This window comes from Streptomyces sp. NPDC005722 (assembly GCF_040630935.1).
In the GTDB taxonomy this organism is placed as follows: domain Bacteria; phylum Actinomycetota; class Actinomycetes; order Streptomycetales; family Streptomycetaceae; genus Actinacidiphila.
The window spans coordinates 71561-93277 of sequence record NZ_JBEXYN010000031.1 but is presented as its reverse complement, the minus strand read 5'-3'; the positions used below and the strand labels follow the sequence as shown (position 1 = coordinate 93277).

Genomic DNA, 21717 nt, shown 5'->3' with positions numbered 1-21717 from the left:
TCCGGGGCGGGGCCGGTGGGCGCGAGGTCACGCCGGGACCGCGGTCGCCGCGGCGAGGGCGTCGGCGAGACGGTCGAGGACGGCTTCTGACTGTTCTTCGGTGATCGTCAGCGGGGGAAGCAGCCGGATCACGCTGCCGTCGCGGCCGCCGAGTTCGACGATGAGCCCGCGGTCGAGGGCGGCCCGCCGGACGGCCGCCGCCAGGCGCGGTGCGGTCGGGGGGACGCCCCCGGGGCCGGCGGGTGCGTCCGGGTCGACGAGTTCGACGCCGAGCATGAGGCCGCGGCCGCGGACGTCGCCCACGCACGGGTGCTCCGCGGCCAGCGCCCGCAGGCGCGAGAGCATGCCGGCCCCGAGCAGCGCGGCACGCTCGGCGAGGCCGTTGCGGCGCACGTAGGCGAGCGTGGCGGTGCCCGCGGCCATGGCGAGCTGGTTGCCGCGGAAGGTCCCGGCGTGGGCGCCGGGCCGCCAGACGTCGAGTTCCTCGCGGTAGACGATGACGGCGAGCGGGAGGCTGCCGCCGATCGCCTTGGACAGCACCATCACGTCGGGGACGACACCGCTGTGGTCGACGGCCCAGAAGGCGCCGGTGCGCCCCACGCCGGTCTGCACCTCGTCGGCGATGAGGGGGATGCCGCGCGCCGCGGTGAGTTCGCGCATGCGCCGCAGCCAGTCGTCGGGGGCGGGGATGACGCCGCCCTCGCCCTGGACGGGTTCGAGGAGCATCCCCGCCGGGGGCTGGACACCGCCCTTGGGGTCGTCGAGCAGGTTCTCCGTCAGGCGGGCGGCGAGTTCGGCGCCGTGCTCCCCGCCGACGCCGAACGGGCAGCGGTAGTCGTACGGGTACGGGAGCCGGGTGATCCGCGCGTCGGCGGCGGCCGGGCCGCGGACGGCGGTGTCGCCCGTGGCGGCGAGGGCGCCGGCGGTCATGCCGTGGTAGCCGCCGGAGAAGGCGAGCAGTCCGTCGCGGCCGGTGGCGGCGCGGACGAGTTTGAGGGCCGCCTCGACGGCGTCGGTGCCGGCGGGGCCGCAGAACTGGACGCGTCCGCGGTGGGCGAGTTCGGGCGGCAGGGTCTCGAAGAGGGCCGTGGTGAAGGCGTCCTTGACGGGGGTGGCGAGGTCCAGCACGTGGAGCGGGGCGCCGGAGTCGAGGACGGCGCGGACGGCCTCGAGGACGACGGGGTGGTTGTGCCCGAGGGCGAGGGTGCCGGCGCCGGAGAGGCAGTCGAGGTAACGGCGGCCGTCGGCGCCCTCGATGGTCATGCCGCGGGCGCGCACGGGGACGACGGGCAGCCAGCGGGCGTAGGTGCGGGCGGCGGACTCGCGTGACGACTGGCGGCGCAGGATGCCCTCGGTGTCCACGCGTCCGCCCTCGTGCACCGCCGGTCGGCTCCTCGCGCTCGGCATGGCGGTCACGTGCTCACTCCTCGGTGTCGGCGCTTGCGTCCCCGGAGCTACCAACGACGTACGCGCTGACCGGCAACTGCCTGGGGCGGAGATCGTGGCGAGGAACCGTCGGCGGGGCCGGCGCCGTCCTCCTCGTGAGGGCATGGTGCGGGGGCGCCCTCGAGCGGGCAGACGACTGTTGACGACGTGTTGACAACAGGGGGACCACAACCCATGGCACCGATAAGCCGGTTGGCCGCGGCCGCCATCGCCGCGGCACTGCTCGCCGTGACCGCGACGGCCTGCGGCCCGTCCGACGACAACGCCGACGCCAAGCCGAGCCCCACGCCCACCGCCACGGCGGGCGACGGCGGCCTCCGACTGCCGACCGCCCTCCCCACCAGCCTCGACGACCTGGACAAGTGGGCCGACGCGCTGAAGAACGGCGGCTGGAAGGACTGGGACAAGGACAAGTGGCTGCGCGACGCGGCCGACTTCATCAACCCGATCATCAAGGACCTCTGGGACGCCGACCGGCTCCGCAACGCCGACGGGACCCCGGACGACGAGCAACGGCCCGACCTGGGACAGGCGGACGACGGCACCACCGACCCGGAGCCGGCCGCGATCCGGGCGCAGCGGCTGCCGACCCCGTACCACCAGGCCTCCCCGGCCACGGGCAAGCTGCTCTTCGACATGCCCGACGGCCAGGCGGTCTGCTCGGCGACCGTGGTGAGCGACCCGGCGAACCCGGGCCGCAGCAACCTGGTCTGGACGGCCGGGCACTGCGTGCACGCGGGCGCCCGGGGCGGCTGGTACCGCAACATCGTCTTCGTGCCGTCCTTCAACGACGCGGGCCTGACCGGCGCCGCGCTGCGGAGCGCCGGCAAGGAGCAGCTCGCGCCCTACGGCACGTGGTGGGCGACGAAGGCGGGGACCTCCCAGCAGTGGATCGACGGGGGCGGGGAGTCCTCGGAGACCAGTTCCGCCTACCCCTACGACTTCGCGGTGCTGAAGGTGACCAACCCCGACTCCGGCACCTCGCTGGAGGAGACGGTCGGGGCCTCGGTGCCGGTCTGGTTCGACGCGCCCACCTCGGCCGCCATCGACTCCATGGACATCCGCGGCTACCCGGCCGCGGCCCCCTTCGACGGCTTCGGCTACCAGCAGTACCACTGCTCGGGCGATCCGGTCCGCCTCGCCCTGGACAGGGGGGCGCCGACGATGCACTGGCTCGGCTGCACCATGACGGCGGGCTCCTCCGGCGGCGGCTGGTTCGCCCGGGAGCCCGGCGGCGGGCTCGCGCTGGTCAGCAACACCTCCATCGGTCCGCAGGACAGCCCCCGCTGGCTGGCGGGTCCGCACCTGGGTTCCGAGGCCGAGGAGGTCTTCGACGCCGTCCGCGGCTGACCGGGCCGCCGGACGCCATGAGGGCCCGCCCCCGGCCGGGGGCGGGCCCTCATGATGCGTACCGTGATCCGGCCTAGTGGCGCGCGGCCAGGGCAAACGGTTCGAGCTCCGCCGCGAGCTCGTCGTGCACCCGCGCCTTGAGCAGGGTGCCCTCGCCGGTGTGCTCCTCGGAGAGCACCTCGCCGTCCGCGTGGACGCGGGCGACGAGCGCGCCGCGCGTGTACGGCACCAGGGCCTCGATCTCGACGGCGGGCCTCGGCAGCTCGTCGTCGATCATGGCCAGCAGCTCCGCGATGCCCCGCCCGGTGCGGGCGGAGACGGCGATGGAGTGCTTCTCGCGGCGCAGCAGGGACTGCAGCATCACCGGGTCGGCGGCGTCCGCCTTGTTGATCACCACGATCTCCGGCACGTCGAGCGCGCCGACGTCGCGGAAGACCTCGCGCACGGCGGCGAGCTGCTCGTCCGGGTTGGGGTGTGAGCCGTCCACCACGTGCAGGATGAGGTCCGCCTCGGCGACCTCCTCCATGGTGGAGCGGAACGCCTCGACCAGGTGGTGCGGCAGGTGCCGCACAAAGCCAACGGTGTCGGCCAGGGTGTAGAGCCGGCCGCCCGGGGTCTCCGCCCGGCGCACGGTCGGGTCCAGGGTGGCGAACAGCGCGTTCTCCACCAGGACGCCCGCTCCGGTGAGCCGGTTGAGGAGCGAGGACTTGCCGGCGTTGGTGTAGCCGGCGATCGCGACCGAGGGCACCTTGTGGCGCTTGCGTTCCTGGCGCTTGAGGTCGCGGCTGGTCTTCATCTCCGCGATCTCACGGCGCATCTTGGCCATCTTCTCGCGGATGCGCCGCCGGTCCGTCTCGATCTTGGTCTCACCGGGACCACGGGTGGCCATGCCGCCGCCCGAGGAGCCCGAGCCACCGCCACCCATCTGCCGGGAGAGCGACTGGCCCCAGCCCCGCAGCCGCGGCAGCATGTACTGCATCTGCGCGAGCGAGACCTGCGCCTTGCCCTCACGGCTCTTGGCGTGCTGGGCGAAGATGTCGAGGATCAGCGCGGTGCGGTCGACGACCTTGACCTTGACGACGTCCTCGAGGTGGATGAGCTGGCCGGGGCTGAGCTCACCGTCGCAGACGACGGTGTCGGCACCGCTCTCCGAGACGATGTCGCGCAGCTCCTGGGCCTTGCCGGAACCGATGTAGGTGGCCGGGTCCGGCTTGTCGCGGCGCTGGATGACACCGTCCAGGACGTGGGCGCCCGCGGTCTCGGCGAGGGCGGCGAGCTCCGCGAGGGAGTTCTCCGCGTCCTGCACCGTGCCGTCCGTCCAGACGCCGACGAGCACGACCCGCTCCAGGCGGAGCTGGCGGTACTCGACCTCGGTGATGTCCTCGAGCTCGGTGGAGAGGCCGACGACCCGTCGCAGCGACGCACGCTCGGAGCGGTCGAACTGGTCGCCGTCACGCTCTCCGTCGATCTCGTGACTCCAGGCGACGTCCTCTTCCATCAGGGCGTCGGCCCGAAGGCTCTCGGGGAGGCGCTGGCGGCTGCGGGCAGAAGAAGCAGAAGAAGAGGAGGAAGAGGAGGTCATTGGATCCTTTGCTCGGATGGTCGACGGGGACGGGGGGCACCGGGCCCCTCGTATGGGAACAACGCCGCTCGGTGCCGGAGGATTCCCCGGCCCGGGCGTGTCGTCGCCGTAGGTAGATGGTCGCACGCCCTTCACCGCCGGGTCACGCGACTTTCCCCGCCTCGCGCCGGTGTGCGTCACCGTGCACCGGTTTGGCGGGCACGGAGCGCTTCCAGTCGGGGTGGCCGGGCATCGGGGGCGTGGTGGGCCCGTAGAGCCAGGCACTCAGGAAGCCGTCCAGGTCGCGGCCGGCGACCTCGGAGGCGAGGGCGATGAAGTCCCGGGTGGAGGCGACGCCGTCGCGGTGGCGGGCGACCCAGGCCCGCTCCAGGCGCTGGAAGGCGTCGGCGCCCATCTCCTGCCGCAGCGCGTACAGCACGAGCGCTCCGCCGAAGTAGACGTTGCCGCGGAAGATGCCGAGCTTGCCGTCGGCGCCGGGCGGCTTGGGGGCGGCGGCCGGGCCGCCGTCGCGGCGCAGGCGCGCGTCGGCGCCGTAGGCGGCCTTGGCGAGCTGCTCCAGGGTGAGCTCGCGGTAGTGCTCGGCGGCGTAGCGCCACTGGTACCAGGTGGCGTGCCCCTCGTTGAGCCACAGGTCCGACCAGGTGGCGGGCGAGACGCTGTCGCCGAACCACTGGTGGGCCAGTTCGTGCACCATCACCGGCGCCGCGTCGGCCTCCCGGCCCAGCAGCACCCGCCGCTCGAAGAGCGAGAGGGTCTGGGTCTCCAGCTCGAAGCCGGTGACGGTGTCGGCGCTGAGGATGCCGTACGTCTCGAAGGGGAACGGGCCGACCTGCCGCTCCATCCACGCGATCTGCCCGGCGGTCATCGCCAGGCGCTTCTCCAGGGCCGCCCGGTCGGGGTCGGCGGAAGGGAGGACGTCGCGCAGCGGGAGGCCGCCGGGGCCGGTGCGGCGCAGGACGGCGGAGCGGCCGACGGAGACCTGGGCGAGCTCGGTGGCCATCACGTGGACGGTGCGGTAGTTCCAGGTCGTCACCGGGCCCTTGCGGACCGCCGTCTCGGGCAGGCCGTTGGCGACGACGGTGAGGTCGTTCGGCGCGGTGACGTGGAAGGCGAAGCGGGCCTTGTCCGAGGGGTGGTCGTTGCAGGGGAAGACGGTGTGGGCGGCGGCGGCCTGGTTGGCCATGGCCAGGCCGTCCTTGGTGCGGATCCAGCCGGTGTCGCCCTTGACGGCGGGGTCGCTGGTGTGGACGACGGTCACCCGCAGGCGGTCGCCGCGGGGGACGGGGACGGCGGGGGTGACGACCAGTTCCTCGCGCAGGGTGCGGAACGCCGCCCGGCGGCCGTTGACCTCGACGGAGCGGACGTCGCCGCGGAAGTCGAGGTGGAAGCGGTCGAGGGTGTCCGTGGCGAGGGCGTCGACCCGGGTCACGGCGTCAAGGGGCCGGTCGTTGCCGCGGTAGGTGAACGAGATGTCGTAGTCGTAGACGTCGTACCCGGCGTTTCCGAGGTCCGGGTAGAGCCGGTCACCGAGCCCCGCGGGCGTCGTGTCGCCGGGCAGTGCGGCCGCGGTGAGCGCCACCACGGCCGCCGCTGTGACGGTGGCACGGCGCGCAATGGATCCGATCATGGGATACCGCTATCAGCGCACCGTGCCCGCCCGGCGGCGGCGCGTCAGTACCCCACCCGATCGGGTAGTCCTCTACGCCTGCGCGGCGGCCACGGTCTCCTGGGCGCGGTACACGTCGTACACCCCGGGGACGGCGCGCATGGCGCGCATGAGCGCGGGCAGCGCGCCCGGGTCGGGGAGTTCGACGGTGTAGGTGTGGCGCACCCGGTGCTCCTGCGGCGGCTCCACCGCGGCGTAGACGATGGCGACGCCCTCGGTGGCGATCACCTCGGTGAGGTCGGCGAGCAGCCGGGGCCGGCCCAGCGCCTCGGCGTAGAGGGTGGCCCGGTGACCGGTGACGGGCGCGTCGGAGCGCCAATGGACGGCGACCGTGGCACGGCCCGAGGCGGCCATGCGCGCGGCGACGGGGCACTCGCCGCGGTGCACGGCGACGGTGCCGCCGCGGATGGGGAAGCCCGTGATCCCGTCGGGCGGCACGGGGGTACAGCAGCGGGCCATGCGCACGGTGGCGCCGGGCGGGTCGGTGTCCGCGAGCGGTTCCGCGGCCCTGCGGGCGGCCGTGGCGGCGGTACGGACCGCGGGGGCGGCCGGTTCCTCCTCGGCGGTGGCCCCCGGGTTGGCCTCCAGCCAGCGGGCGATGGCGATGCGGGCGGCCGGGGTGCGGGCGTGCTCCAGCCACTCGGGCGAGGGGCCGTAGCCTTCCCCGTCCCCTTCGCCCGTCCCGGCCCCGGCCCCGGCCATCAGGAGCTGGACGGTGTCGCCGTCCCGCAGGACGGTGCCCAGCGGCGCGAGCCGCCCGTTGACGCGTACCCCGACGCAGGAGTGGGCGCCCTCGCCGTGCAACGCGTAGGCAGCGTCGGTACACGTGGCGCCGTCGGGCAGGCCCACGGTGCCGCCGTCGGCGGAGAAGACGGTGATCTCGCGGTCCTGGGCGAGCTCGTCGCGCAGGGTGCTCCAGAAGAAGTCCGGGTCGGGGGCCTCGCGCTGCCACTCCAGCAGCCGGGCGAGCCAGCCGGGGCGCGTGGGGTCGACGCGCTCGCCCTCGTCGCAGTCCGCGGTCTCGGCGGTGACGTACGGGTTGCCGAGCGCGATGACGCCGGCCTCGGCGACGTGGTGCATCTGCCGGGTGCGGATGAGGACTTCGGCGACGCGTCCCTCGCCGTCGCGGATGGCGGTGTGCAACGACTGGTAGAGGTTGAACTTGGGCGCCGCGATGAAGTCCTTGAACTCCGCGATGACCGGGGTGAAGCAGGTGTGCAGTTCGCCCAGGACGGCGTAGCAGTCGGCGTCCTCGGCGACCTGGATCAGCACCCGCCCGAAGTCGCTGCCCCCGGGCAGCGCGCCGCCGCGCTTGAGCCTGACCCGGTGCACGGAGACCACGTGCCGGGGCCGCACCTCGACCTCGGAGCCGATGCCGGCCTCGCGGAGCACCTTGCGGACGTCGTCCGCGACGGCGCCCAGCGGATCGGGCAGGGCCGCGTGCTCCAGGATCAGTTCGGTGGTGCGGAGGTAGTCCTCGGGGTGGAGGATGGCGAAGACCAGGTCCTCCAGCTCGGTCTTCAGCGCCTGGACGCCGAGGCGTTCGGCGAGCGGGATCAGCACGTCCCGGGTGACCTTGGCGATGCGGGCCTGCTTCTCGGGGCGCATGACGCCGAGGGTGCGCATGTTGTGCAGCCGGTCGGCGAGCTTGATGGACATCACGCGGACGTCGTTGCCGGTGGCGACGAGCATCTTGCGGAAGGTCTCCGGCTCGGCGGCGGCGCCGTAGTCCACTTTCTCCAGCTTGGTGACGCCGTCGACGAGGAAGCGCACCTCCTCGCCGAACTCCTCCCGCACCTGATCGAGCGTCACCTCGGTGTCCTCGACGGTGTCGTGGAGCAGCGAGGCGGTCAACGTCGTGGTCTCCGCGCCGAGTTCGGCGAGGATCAGGGTCACCGCGAGCGGGTGCGTGATGTACGGCTCGCCGCTCTTGCGCATCTGCCCGCGGTGCGAGGACTCGGCGAGCACGTACGCCTGGCGCAGGATGGCGAGGTCCGCGCCGGGATGCCGGGTGCGGTGCACCTTGGCGATGTGCTCGATGGACTCCGGCATGCGGCCGGCGCGGCCGCCCGCGCCCAGCAGGGCCGCACGTCCCATCCGGCGCAGATCCGCGGCCCGGGGGATGCGCCTGCGTCCTGCGGCGCCCGGGGCGGTCTCCACTGCGTTGTCCGGTCTCATGCGGCACCTCCGGCAGCGTCACCCACCGGCGGGATGGCTTCCGTGCCGGTGCTTGATGCTACCGAGCCCATCACGTGCCGCTGCCACGCTCTCGCCCAGCGTGATCGGCATCACCCGTTCGAGCGAATACCGGGTCCTCGGAGCGGGTATCCTCAGCCGCCGTCGCCGAGCCAGGCGGGATCGATGACGCCTTCGGCGACGATCACCGCCGGCCCGGTCATCTCGACGGTGCCGTCGGGACGTTCGGTGATCACCAGGGTCCCGCCCGGCAGGTCGACCCGGTACGTCTCGGGGCGCCCGGTGACGGCCGGGTCGCGGCCGTCGCGCCGGGCCGCGGCGACCATGACGGCGCAGGCACCGGTGCCGCAGGAGCGGGTCTCGCCGGAGCCGCGCTCGTGCACCCGCATGGCGACGTGCCGGTCACCGCGGTCGACGACGAACTCCACGTTCACGCCGTGCGGGTAGGCCGCCGCGGGCGCCCACCGCGGGGCGTCCAGCAGCTTGCCGGCGTCGGCGAGGTCGTCGACGAAGGCGACGGCGTGCGGGTTGCCCATGTTCACGTTGCGGGCGGGCCAGCTGCGCTCGCCGGCCGCCACCTCGACCTCGCCGGCGGGGAGGGCGGCACGGCCCATGTCGACCGTGATGTCGCCGTCCTTGTCGATGTGCACCCGGCGTACGCCGGCGCGGGTCGCCACGGCGACGTCGCCGGCGCCGGTGAGCCCTGCGCGCAGGAGGTAGTGCGCGAAGACCCGTACGCCGTTGCCACACATCTCCGCGACGCTGCCGTCACCGTTGCGGTAGTCCATGAACCACTCGGCCTCCGCGGCCATGGCGGCGGCCTCCGGGTGCTTCGCCGAGCGCACCACGCGCAGCACCCCGTCGCCGCCGATCCCGGCGCGGCGGTCGCACAGGCGCGCGACGCCCACCGGGGTCAGGTCGAGCACCCCGTCGGGGTCGGGGATGATCACGAAGTCGTTCTCCGTGCCGTGCCCCTTGAGGAAGGGCAGGCCCTGCGGTGCTGCGCTGGTCATGCGCCGAGTCTACGGGTCAGCGCAGACGGGCGACCCGCCAGAAGGCGAGCAGCGCCAGCACCACGGTGATCGCCGCGTACAGCGCCACGAAGCGCCAGTCCGGGCGGCGGCCGGAACCGCGGGCCGGCAGTCCCGGCCAGGTGTAGCCGACCCGGCGGGCGGCCATGATCCCCCAGCCCGCGGAGCAGCAGCCGAGCAGGAGCCCGAGCATCGCGACGACGGCGCCGCCGTCACCGGTCTCGAAGGCCAGCGGGAAGGCGAACATCAGCGAGCCCAGCACACCGAGGGCGACGATGGGGGCGATCTGCCAGACGCGCAGGCGCCGCTCGGGCCGCAGCTCGCGGAAGGACTGCTCCTCCTCGGCGAGGGTCTGCTCGTCCAGCGGGTCATCGAGGGGGCCGTCGACCACGAGCCGGTCACGGGACTCGAGCTCCTCGCCGGAGGCGCGCTCGCCGCGGTCCGGCTGCGGTCCGTTGCGAGGGCCGGCTTCCATCGCCACGCGCCCTCCCAAGAAGTCCGACACCGTAGCTCCGATGCTCGATGATGGCACGCTCGAAGAGGCGTCAAGTGCCGCTGGGGCGTCCCGATGCCATCACGTGATCAGGCTGTGACCGCCCCGCCCGGCCGATCCGAGGGGGCTCGGCACCGGCCTGCGCTTGTTGATCTACGCGGCCGTCGCCGTCCTGCGTCGCGGGTCCCCGGCGACCGGGACATCCGGGGAGCGGCCGCCCGTCGTCACGGCTGGTCGCCCGCGTGCCGCAGCGGACCGGCAGGCGCGGACAGGGCCCCGGCGGGAGGGATCGGTCAGGCGCGGCCGGGTCCGGCCGCCGTCACGGCCTCCACCACCACCCGCCGCAGTGCAGCGGTGCTCCAGCTCTGCTTCCCGCCGGCCAGGCCCGCCACGGCACGGCCCACCCATCCCGGATCGCCGAGGAGCGGCAGCCTCCCCACGTCGACGAGGTGCCGCAGCATCCACTCCAGCCGTACGGCGTCCACGGACCGGTACCGGCGCGCGTGCCGGTCGAAGCGCAGTGCATGGTCCTCGTACGGGTCGCGCAGCGTCATGTGCATCCAGCCGCCGGAGCGCCCGGCGACCGTCCCCCACAGGGTGTACTCGCCCTTGCTCTGCGTGCTCCGGGAGGACTTGTTCCAGCTGAACCGGATGCCCGTCATGATCCTCGACCACGGCACCAGCCGTCCCCCGGCATCCGGCTCGTGCTGGTGGAGGCCGTCCGGGCGGAACTCCACCCAATGGGTGCCCGGGCGCGTGGCGTCCCCGACGCCCCAGATGCCGCCGGTCAGTTCCAACGGGCCCAAGAACGTGACTTCCTCCGCCATGCGTCCATGGGATCACATGTTCTGCGGCCCCTCGGAGCCGTCCCCGCCGCCCGCTCCCGTCAACTCCGGGCCCGTGCTTCCCCCTTGGTCCGGGGCCGGCCGTACCGCCGAGGAGCGCCCGCCCGGCCCCGCCGACCGGGCGGCGCCTCAGGTGATCAGGCTGTGACCGCCCGACCGGGCGGGCCCCAGGAGGGCGAGTGCCTGGCCGGTGAGTTCCTGGCCGCGGCCCGCGAGCCAGTGCACCCGGCCGTCCCGGCGGAACCACGAGTCCTGGCGGCGCGCGAAGCGCTTGGTGGCCCGGACGGTCTCCGCGCGCGCCTCGGCGTCGGTGCACTCCCCGGCCAGCGCGGCCAGCACCTGCTGGTAGCCGAGGGCCCGGGAGGCCGTACGCCCCTCGCGCAGGCCGGCCGACTCGAGGGCGGCCACCTCGCCGACCAGCCCGGCCTCCCACATGCGGTCGACCCGCAGCGTGATCCGCTCGTCGAGTTCCGGGCGCGGGACGTCGACGCCGATCTGGACGGTGTCGTACACGGAGTCGTGACCGGGCAGGTTCGCCGTGAAGGGGCGGCCGGTGATCTCCACGACCTCCAGGGCGCGGACGATCCGCCGGCCGTTGCTGGGCAGGATCGCGCGGGCCGCCTCCGGGTCCACGGCGGCCAGGCGGGCGTGCAGCGGGCCGGAACCGAGGGAGTCGAGCTCCGCCTCCAGCCGGGCGCGCACCTCCGGGTCGGTGCCGGGGAACTCCAGGGCGTCGATGGCGGCGCGCACGTAGAGCCCCGAGCCGCCGACGAGCACGGGGGTGCGCCCGGCGGCCAGCAGCCGGTCGATCTCGGCGCGGGCGAGGCGCTGGTACTCGGCGACGCTGGCGGCCTGGGTGACGTCCCACATGTCGAGCAGGTGGTGCGGCACGCCCTGCCGCTCGTCCTCGGTGAGCTTGGCGGTGCCGATGTCCATGCCGCGGTAGAGCTGCATGGAATCCGCGTTGATCACCTCGCCGCCGAGGGCCTGGGCGAGGGCGACTCCGAGGTCGGACTTGCCGGCCGCGGTGGGGCCGACCACCGCGATCACATGGGGGACGTCAATTCTCACGTGCACAGTTTCGCAAATTCCGGCGGGGCGGTTTTACCTGTGGACGAGTAAGATCTTTACGGGAAAAGGGTCATTTCCGGCAAAGGCATCCACGGGAGACGGTGACGCATGAGCCTCAAGGACACGCTGAAGGCCAAGGCCGAGCACGCCAGGGCCAGGGCCGGCGCCAAGGCCGGCGACTTCATGGAGCAGCACGGCGAGGCGATCGGCTCCCGGCTGGACAAGGTCGCGCGCACGGTCGACGAGAAGACCAAGCACAAGTACAGCGGAAAGATCCACAAGGGTGTGGACAAGACCAAGGACGCCATGGAGCACCTGAAGGAGAGCGGCTCCAAGGACACGCCCTGAGGCCGGCCCCGGGTCCCGGGGCCCGCCGCGGCTACGACCAGGCCGCCACGAAGTAACCGACGCCGTACGGCGCCTCGTCGTACAGCAGCGCGCCGCTGAGCCCCGCGCCCTCGGCGGCGCCGGCGAGCACCTGCCAGGGGGCGCGCCCGGCCGCCCCCAGTTCGGCCGCCAGCGGCACGTCCAGGGCGGCCAGCGCCTCGGTGTCGGCGGCGCCCAGGGCGCGGGCGACGGAGGCGTCGAAGGGCTCGGCGCGCTTGTCGAGGTAGCCGGGCGCCTTGAGCGTCCGGCAGGTGCTGCCGTCGCCCATGACCAGCAGCGCCACCCGGTCGGCCAGCTCCGCCAGGCCCCGCCCCAGTTCCAGCATCCGGGCCGCCGGCGCCTGCACGGGCACGCCACAGGCGTGCAGCGGCGCGGTGGAGCCCGAACACTCCAGGAGCCACGCCGCGAGCGTGAGCGAGGGGGCGAGGGGCTCGGGGTCGCCGCCGTCGCCGAGCCGCACCGCCAGGTTCACGCCGTAGGGGCGCAGCGAGCCCGTGCCGCCGCCCTCCCAGACGTGGGCGGATTCGGCGGCGCCCACCACGACCAGCAGATCGGGGCGCGCGGCGGCCGGCACGGCCAGCGCGTCCGCGCAGGCGGCGCGCAGCGGGTCCAGTTCCGGCGCCGCACCCGACGCGACGTCGGGCACGAGCAGCGGCGGACAGGGGCATACGGCGGCGGCGACCAGCATGATCGGAACCCTACCGTCCGCCGTCTCAGAAGCCCTCGGGCACGCGGTCCCAGGGCTCGGCCGTGGCGGCGACCTTCGGGTCCTTGCTGTCGTGGACCAGCTCGGCCACCGTGAAGCGGCAGATGTACGTCGTGGTCACACCCTCGTTGACCTGGACGTACCCCTCCCCCGAGCGGTACAGCCAGCTGCGCCGCACGCTGAAGGGCTTGCTGGGACGGTAGGCGAGCGCCGCCTCCTCCAGTTTGCGCAACGCGTCCTCACGTGTGCCGTCGGCGTGGCCGAGGAGCTCGAACTCCCAGCGCCTGGCGTCGCCGCTGCCCACGGTCTCCTCGGCGAAGAGCCCCCAACGAACCATTGCGTGTCCCCCCTCGTCCCACGGTCCCCGCGTCCCCGCGGTGTCCCCGTCCCGTCAGTCGCAGCCGCATCCCGGGGCGACCGCCAGCGGTGCCGGCGCGGGCGCGCCGATCGTCGGCAGGCCCAGCATGACACCTGCGGGCTTGGCCGCGGCGGCAGAGGTGCGCCGCTCCCAGGCGTCGCCCGCCGCGGTGCGGCGGACGCCGAACGCCGGGCTCTCGGCCAGCAGGTGGTGCGGGGCGGCGTAGCTGATCTGCGCCGTCACGACGTCACCGGGGCGGACCGGCTCGGCGGGCGGCGCGAAGTGCACCAGGCGGTTGTCGGGGGCGCGGCCGGAAAGGCGCCGCGTGGCGTCGTCCTTGCGGCCCTCGCCCTCGGCGACCAGCACCTCCAGGGTGCGGCCGACCTGCTTCTTGTTCTCCTCCCAGGAGATCTCCTCCTGGAGCGCGACCAGCCGCTCGTAGCGCTCCTGGACGACGGCCTTCGGCACCTGCCCGTCCATCTCGGCGGCGGGCGTGCCCGGGCGCTTGGAGTACTGGAAGGTGTAGGCCTGCGCGAAGCGGGCCTCGCGCACCACGTGCAGCGTCTGCTCGAAGTCCTCCTCGGTCTCGCCGGGGAAGCCCACGATGATGTCGGTGGAGATGGCGGCGTCCGGCATGGCGGCGCGCACCTTCTCGATGATGCCGAGGTAGCGGTCCTGCCGGTACGAGCGGCGCATCGCGCGCAGCACGGTGTCGGAGCCGGACTGCAGCGGCATGTGCAGCTGGTGCATCACGTTCGGGGTCTCGGCCATGGCCGCGATCACGTCGTCGGTGAAGTCGCGCGGGTGGGGCGAGGTGAAGCGGACGCGCTCCAGGCCGTCGATCCTCCCGCAGGCGCGCAGCAGCTTGCTGAAGGCCTCGCGGTCGCCGATGTCCGAGCCGTAGGCGTTGACGTTCTGGCCGAGCAGGGTGACCTCGACGACGCCCTCGGCGACCAGCGCCTCGACCTCGGCGAGGATGTCGCCGGGGCGGCGGTCCTTCTCCTTGCCGCGCAGCGCGGGGACGATGCAGAAGGTGCAGGTGTTGTTGCAGCCGACCGAGATCGACACCCACGCCGCGTACGCCGACTCGCGCCGGGTCGGCAGCGTGGACGGGAAGGTCTCCAGCGACTCCGCGATCTCGACCTGCGCCTCCTCGGCGATCCGGGCGCGCTCCAGCAGCGCCGGCAGGCTGCCGATGTTGTGGGTGCCGAAGACGACGTCGACCCAGGGGGCCTTCTTGACGATCGTGTCCCGGTCCTTCTGCGCGAGGCAGCCGCCCACGGCGATCTGCATGCCGGGCCGAGCGGCCTTCTGCGGCGCCAGGCGGCCGAGGTTGCCGTAGAGGCGGTTGTCGGCGTTCTCCCGGACCGCGCAGGTGTTGAAGACGACAACATCGGCTGCCACCGTGCCGTCCTCGCCCTTGGGCGCGCGAACGTAGCCGGCCGCCTCCAGGAGGCCTGCCAGCCGCTCGGAGTCGTGGACGTTCATCTGGCACCCGTAGGTGCGGATCTCGTAGCTCTTCACACCCTGCTCTTCACGCTGCACCCATCCAGGGTAAGGGCGCCCCACGCGCGCCCGTGCCCCCGCCCGCCCCCGCGCGGAGGACACCCGGCGGGTCCGGACGGCACCTGGCGGCGTCCGCCGCGTCAGGTGGCCGGCGGCTCGGGCAGGAGGCGGTGGCCGTCCTCCCACGTCACGACGGTGCCGGCGGTGGGCGGCGGGAAGTGGGTGCCCAGCAGCAGTGTGTCCGTACCCGCGAGGGCGCCGAGCAGCGCGCGGCGGGTCCGTACGGCCAGAGCCGGGTCGGTGTCGGCGGTGCTGGTGATCCCGGGGTGGGCGATCTGCACGGGGTGGTGGAAGCTGTCGCCGGTGACCAGTGCCGCCCGGCCGCCGCCGCGCAGTTCGACCGCGACCTGCCCCGGGGTGTGCCCGGGCACCGGCAGCAGGCGGATCCCGGGAGCCGCCTCCAGGGGACCCGCGGTGACTTCGGCCAGGTCGAGCAGTCCCGCGTCGCGGACCGGCAGCACCGAGTCGCGGAACACCTGCCGGTGGTCCTCGTCCAGGTCCGCGCCGGACCAGTGCTCCCATTCGGCGCGGGAGACCAGGTGGCGGGCGTGGGGGAAGGCCGGTACCCAGGTGCCCTCGTCGTCACGGGTGTTCCAGCCGACGTGGTCGGTGTGCAGGTGGGTGAGGATCACCAGGTCCACCGAGTGCGGTGGGAAACCGGCCTCCGCCAGGCGCCGCGGGTAGTCGGTGGCGAGGCGGTCCCACGCGGGGTCGGCGCGGGTCTTGCCGTTGCCGATCCCGGTGTCCACCAGGACGCGCAGGCCGCCGGCCACCACGGCGAAGGTGTGGGTCGCCAGGCGGAGCGTGCCGTCGGCGGCGGCGAAGTCCCGCAGCCACGGCGTGCCCGCCACGACCTGCGGCGTGGCGGCGGGCAGCAGCCGCCGTCCGGTCCCCGGGGGCAGCGTCGTCTCGTCGACGCGGTGGACGACCATGTCGCCCGCCGTCCAGGTCACCGGGCCTGCCATACGGGCCTCCCTCCGGAGGGTGCGCCCCAGCAGGAGTCTTCCCCGTGGGGCGGGAGAGGCACGTGCGGGATCCGGGGCCCGGTGGGGCCGGGGTCCGGGGCCGGGTGCTGGCCACGACGGCGGCGGGCCTGGCACCATCACGGGGATGGAGCTCCCCCGAATCGGCAGACGCCGGGCCGTGCAGGCCGTGCTGGCGGTGGCGGCGGCGGTCGCGCTGCTGCTGTGGTGGGTGCTGCCCTCCGACGGGCCCTCGTACCCCAAGGACAGGGTCGACTTCGCCACCGGCGTGCGCAACGGGGTGTACGACACGTACGGGAAGCGGCTCCAGCCCTACCTGCACACGGACCTGCCCGGGGTGCCGGTGCGCCTGGTGCGGTCCGAGGGGTCGGTGGACAACGTCCGGAGGGTGGCGACCGGCAAGGCCGACTTCGCCATCGCCGCGGCCGACGCCGTCGCCGACTACGACGGCCCGGGTGCGGGGCGGCTGCGTGCCTGCGCCCGGCTGTACGACGACTACATGCAGCTCGTGGTGCCCGCCGACTCCCCCGTGCGGTCGGCGAAGGACCTGCGCGGGCTGCGGGTGGGGATCGGCCAGCCCAGCTCCGGGGTGAACCTGATAGCGCAGCGGCTGCTGACGGCCGCGGACCTCGGGCAGCCCGGTGACGTGCGGCGCAAGACGGTGGGCATCGACCGGGCGCCGGAGATGCTGCGCCGGGGGGAGCTGGACGCGTTCTTCTGGTCGGGCGGACTGCCGACCAGGACCATCGCGAACCTGGCGGAGACCACCGACGTCAGACTGGTCCAGCTCGGCGACCTGGTGGCCCGGCTGCACGCCGGGAGCGAGGAGTCGGCGTACTACCGGCAGGCGGTCATGCCCGCGGACGCCTACCCGATGGTCCAGGGCGGGCGCGCGGTGCAGACGATCGCCGTGGCCAACCTGCTGATCACCACCGACCGGACGGACACCGGGCTGGTGGACCGGCTCACCCGCACCGTGATCGACAGCCGCGACCGGATCGGGCAGGAGGTGCACGCCGCCCAGCTGATGGACCTGCGGACGGCGGTCTTCACCGACCCGCTGCGGCTGCACGCGGGCGCCGAGCGCTACTACCGTTCGGTGAAGCCCTAGGCTCCGCCGGGCCGGTACGGACCATTCCGCCCGACATGTGATCGTCCCGCGCCCCGAGGACGATGTTCATCCCCGTCAGAGCCCCCTAACCTGTAGCGGACCACGTACCGATGGGGGCACACGCATGAGTTCTGGGGGGATGCCGCACACCCTCGTCGACGGCCGCTACGAGCTGCGCCGGCAACTGGGGCGCGGCGGCATGGGCGTGGTGTGGGAGGCGTACGACAACCGGCTGAGTCGTCAGGTCGCCGTCAAGGAACTGCTGTTCCGCGGCGCGCTGGACCCGGAGACGCAGGCCCAGTGGGTGGAGCGGGCGCGCCGCGAGGCGCAGGCCATCGCCCGGATCGGGCACGAGCACGTGGTCGCCGTGCACGACGTGATCGAGGCCGACGGCCAGGTCTGGATCGTCATGGAGCAGGTCAACCCGCACTCCCTGGCGGACCAGTTGCGCGAGCGGGGCCGGATCCCGGCGCTGCAGGCGGCGCAGATCGGCCTTGAGGTGCTGCGCGGGCTGCGCGCGGTGCACGCGGCCGGGGTGCTGCACCGCGACGTGAAGCCGCACAACATCCTGTTCCGCCGGGACGGGCGGGCGGTGCTCATGGACTTCGGGATCGCGACCTTCGAGGGCGCCGCCCAGGTGACGCGGCTGCACGAGACGGTCGGCACCCCGCAGTACCTGGCGCCCGAGCTCGCCAACCGGCTGACGCCGACGCCCGCCGCCGACCTGTGGTCGCTGGGCGTCACTCTGTACGAGATGGTCGAGGGCCGGGCCCCCTTCCGCGGCCCGACGCCGTACGAGGTGCTGGAGGCCGTCCGCACGGCCGAGCCGCCGCCGACGGCGCACGCGGGGCCGCTGCGCCCGCTGATCGACGGGCTGCTGGTCAAGGAGCCGGGGGCGCGGCTGTCGGCGGAGCGCGCCGAGCAGTTGCTGCAGCACGTGGCGCAGGAGACCCCGCAGTTCCCGGTGGCCGTCCACCCGGACTACGACCCGGACGCCACGCGGACGGACGGGTCCGGCGGCACCGCACAGCGGGTTCCCGACTCCGTGACCCCGCCGCAGGATCCGCAGCCCCCGCGACCGCGCCCCTCCCGGCGGCGCTGGTACACGCTGGCGGCGGGCGGGGTCGCGCTCGCGGTCCTGGCGGCGGCCGGATGGTTCGCCGTCGACCGGCTGAGGGACGACGGCCCCGACCTCTCCTCCTCGCCGACCTACCGGACGGCGCGCGACCGCGGCTACCTCGTGGTCGGCGTGAAGAAGGACCAGCCGGGCCTCAGCGAGGCCTCCAGCACCGCCAAGGACGGCTACGAGGGGTTCGACATCGACCTCGCGAGGGCCATCGCCAGGCATCTGGGTTTCGACAAGGTGCAGTTCACGGTCGTGGACACCCAGTCGCGCGAGTACTTCCTGCGCGCCGGGTACGTCGACTTCATAGTGGCGAGCTACTCCATCACCGAAGAACGCAAGAAGTCCGTCGACTTCGCGGGCCCCTACTACCAGGCCGGCCAGGACTTCCTCGTCCGCAAGGACGCCCCCGTCCACAGCGTGCAGGACCTCTTCGGCCGTCATGTCTGCACCGTCACCGACTCGACGCCCGCCGAACGGCTCCGCAAGGAGTACCCGCAGATACGGACCGAGCAGCAGACCTCGTACGGGCTGTGCGTCGGCCAGCTGCTGGCGGGGAAGGTCGACGCCGTCTCCACCGACGACATCATCCTGGCCGGCTACCGCGCGCAGCACACCGGGCAACTGCGGCTGCTGGGCGTCCCCTTCGGGACCGAGGAGTACGGCGTGGGGCTGGCACAGAACGAGCCCGAACTGAAGCACGCCATATGCGACGCCATCAAGGACGAGATCTCCTCCGGGGCCTGGCGCGCCTCGTACGTCAAGCACCTCAAGCCGCTGGCCTCCCAGGAGGTGGCGGACCAGCGGCCGCGGCTGGACGAGATGAGCGAGTGCGACTGAGGCCCGCGCGACCGGTCGGTCGCGCGGGCCCGCCCGTTCAGGACAGGGCGAACGTGGTGACGACGGCGGCGTGGTCGGAGGGCCAGTCGTTGCCCGCGACGTGCGGTTCGGGACGGGGATCGCCCGTGACCAGGGTCGCGGAGTCCAGCACCCGCAGGGCCCGGCCAGCGTACAGAACGTAGTCGATCCGGTCCTGCGGCTCCGGCTCGGGGTTGACCGGTGACCAGGTGGTGCCCGGGTCGCGCACGGGGTCCGGGTGGGCCTCGCGGTAGGAGTCGCGCAGTCCGCGGGCCTCGGCGGCCAGGGTGACGGGCCAGGGCACGGGTCCGTAGCCGCCGTGCAGGGGCGCCGCCTCGGCGGTCCAGTCCAGGTGGGAGGGGACGTTGAAGTCGCCGACCAGGACGACCGGGGTGGTGTCGCGGGCGGCGAGGTCGGCGGCCATGTCGTCCAGGATGTCCCGGATCTGCTCCAGGCGTCCCGAGGCGGCCTCGTGCTCGACCAGCACCTCGACGGGCCGGCCGTCGTGAAGGGCGTCGTAGGGGCCGTACGGGGTGTAGTTGAGGTGCGCGCTCCACAGCGTGACGTCGCGGCCCTCGTCGAGCCGGACGGTGGCGCCGAGGCCGCCGTAGAACGGGCTCGCGGGCAGGCCGTGGCGGGAGACGATCGGGTAGCGGCTGATGACGCCGAGGTTGTCACCCGCCTGGTGGTGCTCCCAGCCCAGTGCCTCGGCGAGTTCCTTCGCGGAGTGCGTGCGCGTCTCCTGGAGGCCGACGACGTCGACGTCGGCGTCCAGCAGCACGCGCAGTTGCTTGTCCCGGTGGTCGTCGACGCGGCTGCCGCCGAGCCACAGGTTCCAGCTCATGACGCGCAGCCGCCGCACCACGGGCTCGCCCGCCGCGACGACCGGCACGCGCACCGTGACGGTGGCGGAGCGCCCCTCGGCGTCCGTGGCGGTGACGGTGACCTCCGCGTCGCCGGCGGCGTCGGGGGTGCCGGTGACGGTGCCGTCGGCGGAGACCCGGGCCCAGCCGGGGCCGGCGGCCTTGGCGCAGGTGACGGGGGCGCCGCGCAGCAGCCCGGCGACGGTGACCCGGATCGGCTCCCCGACGCGGGCGCGGCGGCTGGTGAAGGCGGGCACGAGGAAGGACGGCGGCTGCGCGACCAGGGCCCGCAGCAGGGCCACGTCGGCCCGTTCGAGGCTGTCGAGCACGGCGCGGCCGGCGCCGGGGGCGATGGGCGCCAGGGACGGCACGGCGAGCACCCGGCAGCCGGCGGCCTCGGCGGAGGCGACGCCGGTCGGGGTGTCCTCGACGGCGACACAGGCGCCGGGGTCCACGCCGAGGGCGCGGGCGGCGGCCAGGTAGGGGTCGGGGGCCGGCTTGGTGCGGGGGGTGTCGTCGGCGGTGAGGGAGACGACGAAGCGCTCGCGGCCGAGCACCGCCAGCACGACGTCGACGACCTCGCGCGGGGACGCCGAGACCAGCGCGATGGGGACGTCGTGCCGGGCGAGTTCGTCGAGCAGTTCCAGCGCGCCGGGACGGGGCACCGTGCGGGCGCGGACCCGCGCGGCGAACTCCCGGTGCAGGACGGCGGCCACCTCGTCGGCGCCGGTCGCCGTCCCGGTGGTGGTCACCAGGTGGGTGGCGGTGTGCTCGACGGCGCGGCCGAGGACCTCGGTCACGTCCGCGTCGCCGAGCACGTGCCCCAGCCCGGCGGCCACCTCGGCGACCGCCTCCCACCACAGTTGCTCGGTCTCGACGAGCGTGCCGTCCATGTCGAACAGGACGGCCTGGAGCGGGTGGTGCGGTGGGTGGGTCACGGGGCTCTCTTTCATCGGGGGTGTGGGGGGATGGAGGTGCTGGAGGGTCAGGCGGCGCGCGCGGTGACCAGGACGGGCCGGTCGGGCAGGGACACGGTGACGGTGGCGCCCGGGGGCAGGGCGGCGGCCTCGGAGCTGGCGAGGTCGGCCTTGACGCGGGTGCCGTCGGCCAGTTGCACGGTCAGCCGGGTGACGGCGCCCAGGAAGGCGGTCGCCACGACGCGTGCGTCGCCGGTGGGGTCGGCGTGGACGCGTACCGCTTCGGGGCGGACCAGGACGTCCACCTCGGTGCCGGCGGGCACGTCGCCCTGGGTGGGGAGCCGCCGGCCGAGGACCTCGACCTGACCGCCGTCGGAGAGCCGGCCCGGCAGGCGGCTGTTGGTGCCGACGAACTCGGCGACGAAGGCGGTGGCGGGCCGGTCGTACAGCTCGGCGGGGGCGGCGCACTGCTCCATCCGCCCGGCGTTCATCACGGCGACGCGGTCCGCCATGGACAGCGCCTCCTCCTGGTCGTGCGTCACGAACAGGGCGGTGATGCCGAGTTCGCGCTGCAGGCGGCGGATCTCCTCACGCAGGGTGGTGCGCACCTTGGCGTCCAGCGCGCTCAGCGGCTCGTCCAGGAGCAGTACGCGCGGCCGCAGCGCCAGGGCGCGGGCGAGGGCCACGCGCTGCTGCTGGCCGCCGGAGAGCTGGTGGGGGTAGCGGTCCCCCTGGGACGGCAGGCCGACGAGTTCCAGCAGTTCGGCGGCGCGGCTGCGCCGCTCGGCGGCGCCGACCTTGCGCATCCGCAGCCCGAAGGCCACGTTGTCGGCGGCGCTCAGGTGCGGGAAGAGGCTGTAGGACTGGAAGACCATGCCCGCGTCACGGCGGTGCGCGGGGGTCTTGGTGACGTCCTTGCCGTCGACCAGCACCTGACCGGAGTCGGGGTGCTCGAAGCCGGCGAGCATCCGCAGCGCGGTGGTCTTGCCGCAGCCGGACGGGCCGAGCAGGGCGAGGAGTTCGCCGGGCCGGACGGTCAGGTCCAGCCCGTCCAGGGCGGTGGTGGCGCCGAAGGCGCGGCGCAGCGCCCGGAACTCGACGGTGGCACCGCCGGGCACGATGGGCGCGGCGTCGGCCGGGGCGGGGACGGTGTCGGTCATGTCTC

General features: G+C 74.0%; 18 protein-coding genes. 4 read left to right on the top strand and 14 right to left on the bottom strand.

Going from position 1 to position 21717, the window contains the following annotated elements; genetic code table 11:
- Positions 1–27: 27 nt before the first annotated feature.
- Positions 28–1407: a diaminobutyrate--2-oxoglutarate transaminase family protein gene (locus ABZ479_RS29405; protein WP_500464385.1), complete on the bottom strand. Its 1380-nt coding sequence runs from the start codon at positions 1405–1407 to the stop codon at positions 28–30.
- A 213-nt stretch (positions 1408–1620) separates the two neighbouring features.
- Between ABZ479_RS29405 and ABZ479_RS29400 the strand changes: the two genes are divergently transcribed.
- Positions 1621–2796 (top strand): trypsin-like serine peptidase, encoded by a 1176-nt coding sequence (locus tag ABZ479_RS29400; RefSeq protein ID WP_500464373.1) that lies wholly within the window; start codon positions 1621–1623, stop codon positions 2794–2796.
- Positions 2797–2869: 73 nt separating this feature from the next.
- Here ABZ479_RS29400 and hflX read toward each other — a convergent pair whose 3' ends face one another.
- The 7 genes from hflX to miaA all read right to left on the bottom strand — a co-directional run bounded on the left by hflX (position 2870) and on the right by miaA (position 11680).
- Entirely contained in the window at positions 2870–4378 is a 1509-nt protein-coding gene (gene hflX, locus ABZ479_RS29395) for a GTPase HflX (RefSeq protein WP_500464372.1), read from the bottom strand.
- A gap of 142 nt (positions 4379–4520) precedes the next feature.
- The gene (locus tag ABZ479_RS29390; RefSeq protein WP_500464371.1) at positions 4521–6005 is read right to left on the bottom strand and encodes a M1 family metallopeptidase; all 1485 of its coding nucleotides are present in this window, start codon (positions 6003–6005) and stop codon (positions 4521–4523) included.
- 72 nt (positions 6006–6077) lie between these two features.
- Positions 6078–8222, bottom strand: coding sequence for a RelA/SpoT family protein (locus ABZ479_RS29385; RefSeq protein WP_500464370.1), 2145 nt, complete (start codon positions 8220–8222; stop codon positions 6078–6080).
- 152 nt (positions 8223–8374) lie between these two features.
- Entirely contained in the window at positions 8375–9253 is an 879-nt protein-coding gene (dapF, locus tag ABZ479_RS29380) for a diaminopimelate epimerase (protein ID WP_500464369.1), read from the bottom strand.
- Between the two features lie 16 nt (positions 9254–9269).
- A complete protein-coding gene (locus tag ABZ479_RS29375) occupies positions 9270–9746 on the bottom strand; it encodes a hypothetical protein (RefSeq protein ID WP_500464368.1) in 477 nt (158 codons plus the stop codon).
- Between the two features lie 311 nt (positions 9747–10057).
- Complete coding sequence (locus ABZ479_RS29370) at positions 10058–10591, bottom strand: hypothetical protein (protein ID WP_500464367.1); 534 nt, start codon at positions 10589–10591, stop codon at positions 10058–10060.
- Positions 10592–10738: 147 nt separating this feature from the next.
- Complete coding sequence (gene miaA, locus ABZ479_RS29365) at positions 10739–11680, bottom strand: tRNA (adenosine(37)-N6)-dimethylallyltransferase MiaA (RefSeq protein ID WP_500464366.1); 942 nt, start codon at positions 11678–11680, stop codon at positions 10739–10741.
- Between the two features lie 108 nt (positions 11681–11788).
- Here miaA and ABZ479_RS29360 point away from each other — a divergent pair, with 108 nt between their 5' ends.
- Positions 11789–12028 (top strand): antitoxin, encoded by a 240-nt coding sequence (locus ABZ479_RS29360; RefSeq protein ID WP_500464365.1) that lies wholly within the window; start codon positions 11789–11791, stop codon positions 12026–12028.
- Between the two features lie 31 nt (positions 12029–12059).
- Here ABZ479_RS29360 and ABZ479_RS29355 read toward each other — a convergent pair whose 3' ends face one another.
- The 4 genes from ABZ479_RS29355 to ABZ479_RS29340 form a co-directional block, all read right to left on the bottom strand.
- Positions 12060–12755, bottom strand: a complete 696-nt coding sequence (locus ABZ479_RS29355; RefSeq protein ID WP_500464364.1) for a class III extradiol dioxygenase subunit B-like domain-containing protein — start codon at positions 12753–12755, stop codon at positions 12060–12062.
- Positions 12756–12780: 25 nt separating this feature from the next.
- The gene (locus ABZ479_RS29350; protein ID WP_500464363.1) at positions 12781–13110 is read right to left on the bottom strand and encodes a hypothetical protein; all 330 of its coding nucleotides are present in this window, start codon (positions 13108–13110) and stop codon (positions 12781–12783) included.
- Between the two features lie 54 nt (positions 13111–13164).
- Positions 13165–14655, bottom strand: coding sequence for a tRNA (N6-isopentenyl adenosine(37)-C2)-methylthiotransferase MiaB (miaB, locus tag ABZ479_RS29345; protein WP_500464384.1), 1491 nt, complete (start codon positions 14653–14655; stop codon positions 13165–13167).
- A 122-nt stretch (positions 14656–14777) separates the two neighbouring features.
- Positions 14778–15662: an MBL fold metallo-hydrolase gene (locus ABZ479_RS29340; RefSeq protein WP_500464362.1), complete on the bottom strand. Its 885-nt coding sequence runs from the start codon at positions 15660–15662 to the stop codon at positions 14778–14780.
- 145 nt (positions 15663–15807) lie between these two features.
- Between ABZ479_RS29340 and ABZ479_RS29335 the strand changes: the two genes are divergently transcribed.
- Complete coding sequence (locus ABZ479_RS29335; RefSeq protein WP_500464361.1) at positions 15808–16791, top strand: TAXI family TRAP transporter solute-binding subunit; 984 nt, start codon at positions 15808–15810, stop codon at positions 16789–16791.
- A 124-nt stretch (positions 16792–16915) separates the two neighbouring features.
- Complete coding sequence (locus ABZ479_RS29330; RefSeq protein WP_500464360.1) at positions 16916–18754, top strand: bifunctional serine/threonine-protein kinase/glutamate ABC transporter substrate-binding protein; 1839 nt, start codon at positions 16916–16918, stop codon at positions 18752–18754.
- 37 nt (positions 18755–18791) lie between these two features.
- On the opposite strand, the gene ABZ479_RS29325 is transcribed toward ABZ479_RS29330, so the two are convergent.
- Both ABZ479_RS29325 and ABZ479_RS29320 read right to left on the bottom strand, forming a co-directional pair.
- The gene (locus ABZ479_RS29325; protein WP_500464359.1) at positions 18792–20573 is read right to left on the bottom strand and encodes an HAD-IA family hydrolase; all 1782 of its coding nucleotides are present in this window, start codon (positions 20571–20573) and stop codon (positions 18792–18794) included.
- A 47-nt stretch (positions 20574–20620) separates the two neighbouring features.
- On the bottom strand, positions 20621–21712 hold the full coding sequence (locus ABZ479_RS29320) for an ABC transporter ATP-binding protein (RefSeq protein ID WP_500464358.1): 1092 nt from the start codon (positions 21710–21712) through the stop codon (positions 20621–20623).
- Between the last annotated feature and the right edge of the window lie 5 nt (positions 21713–21717).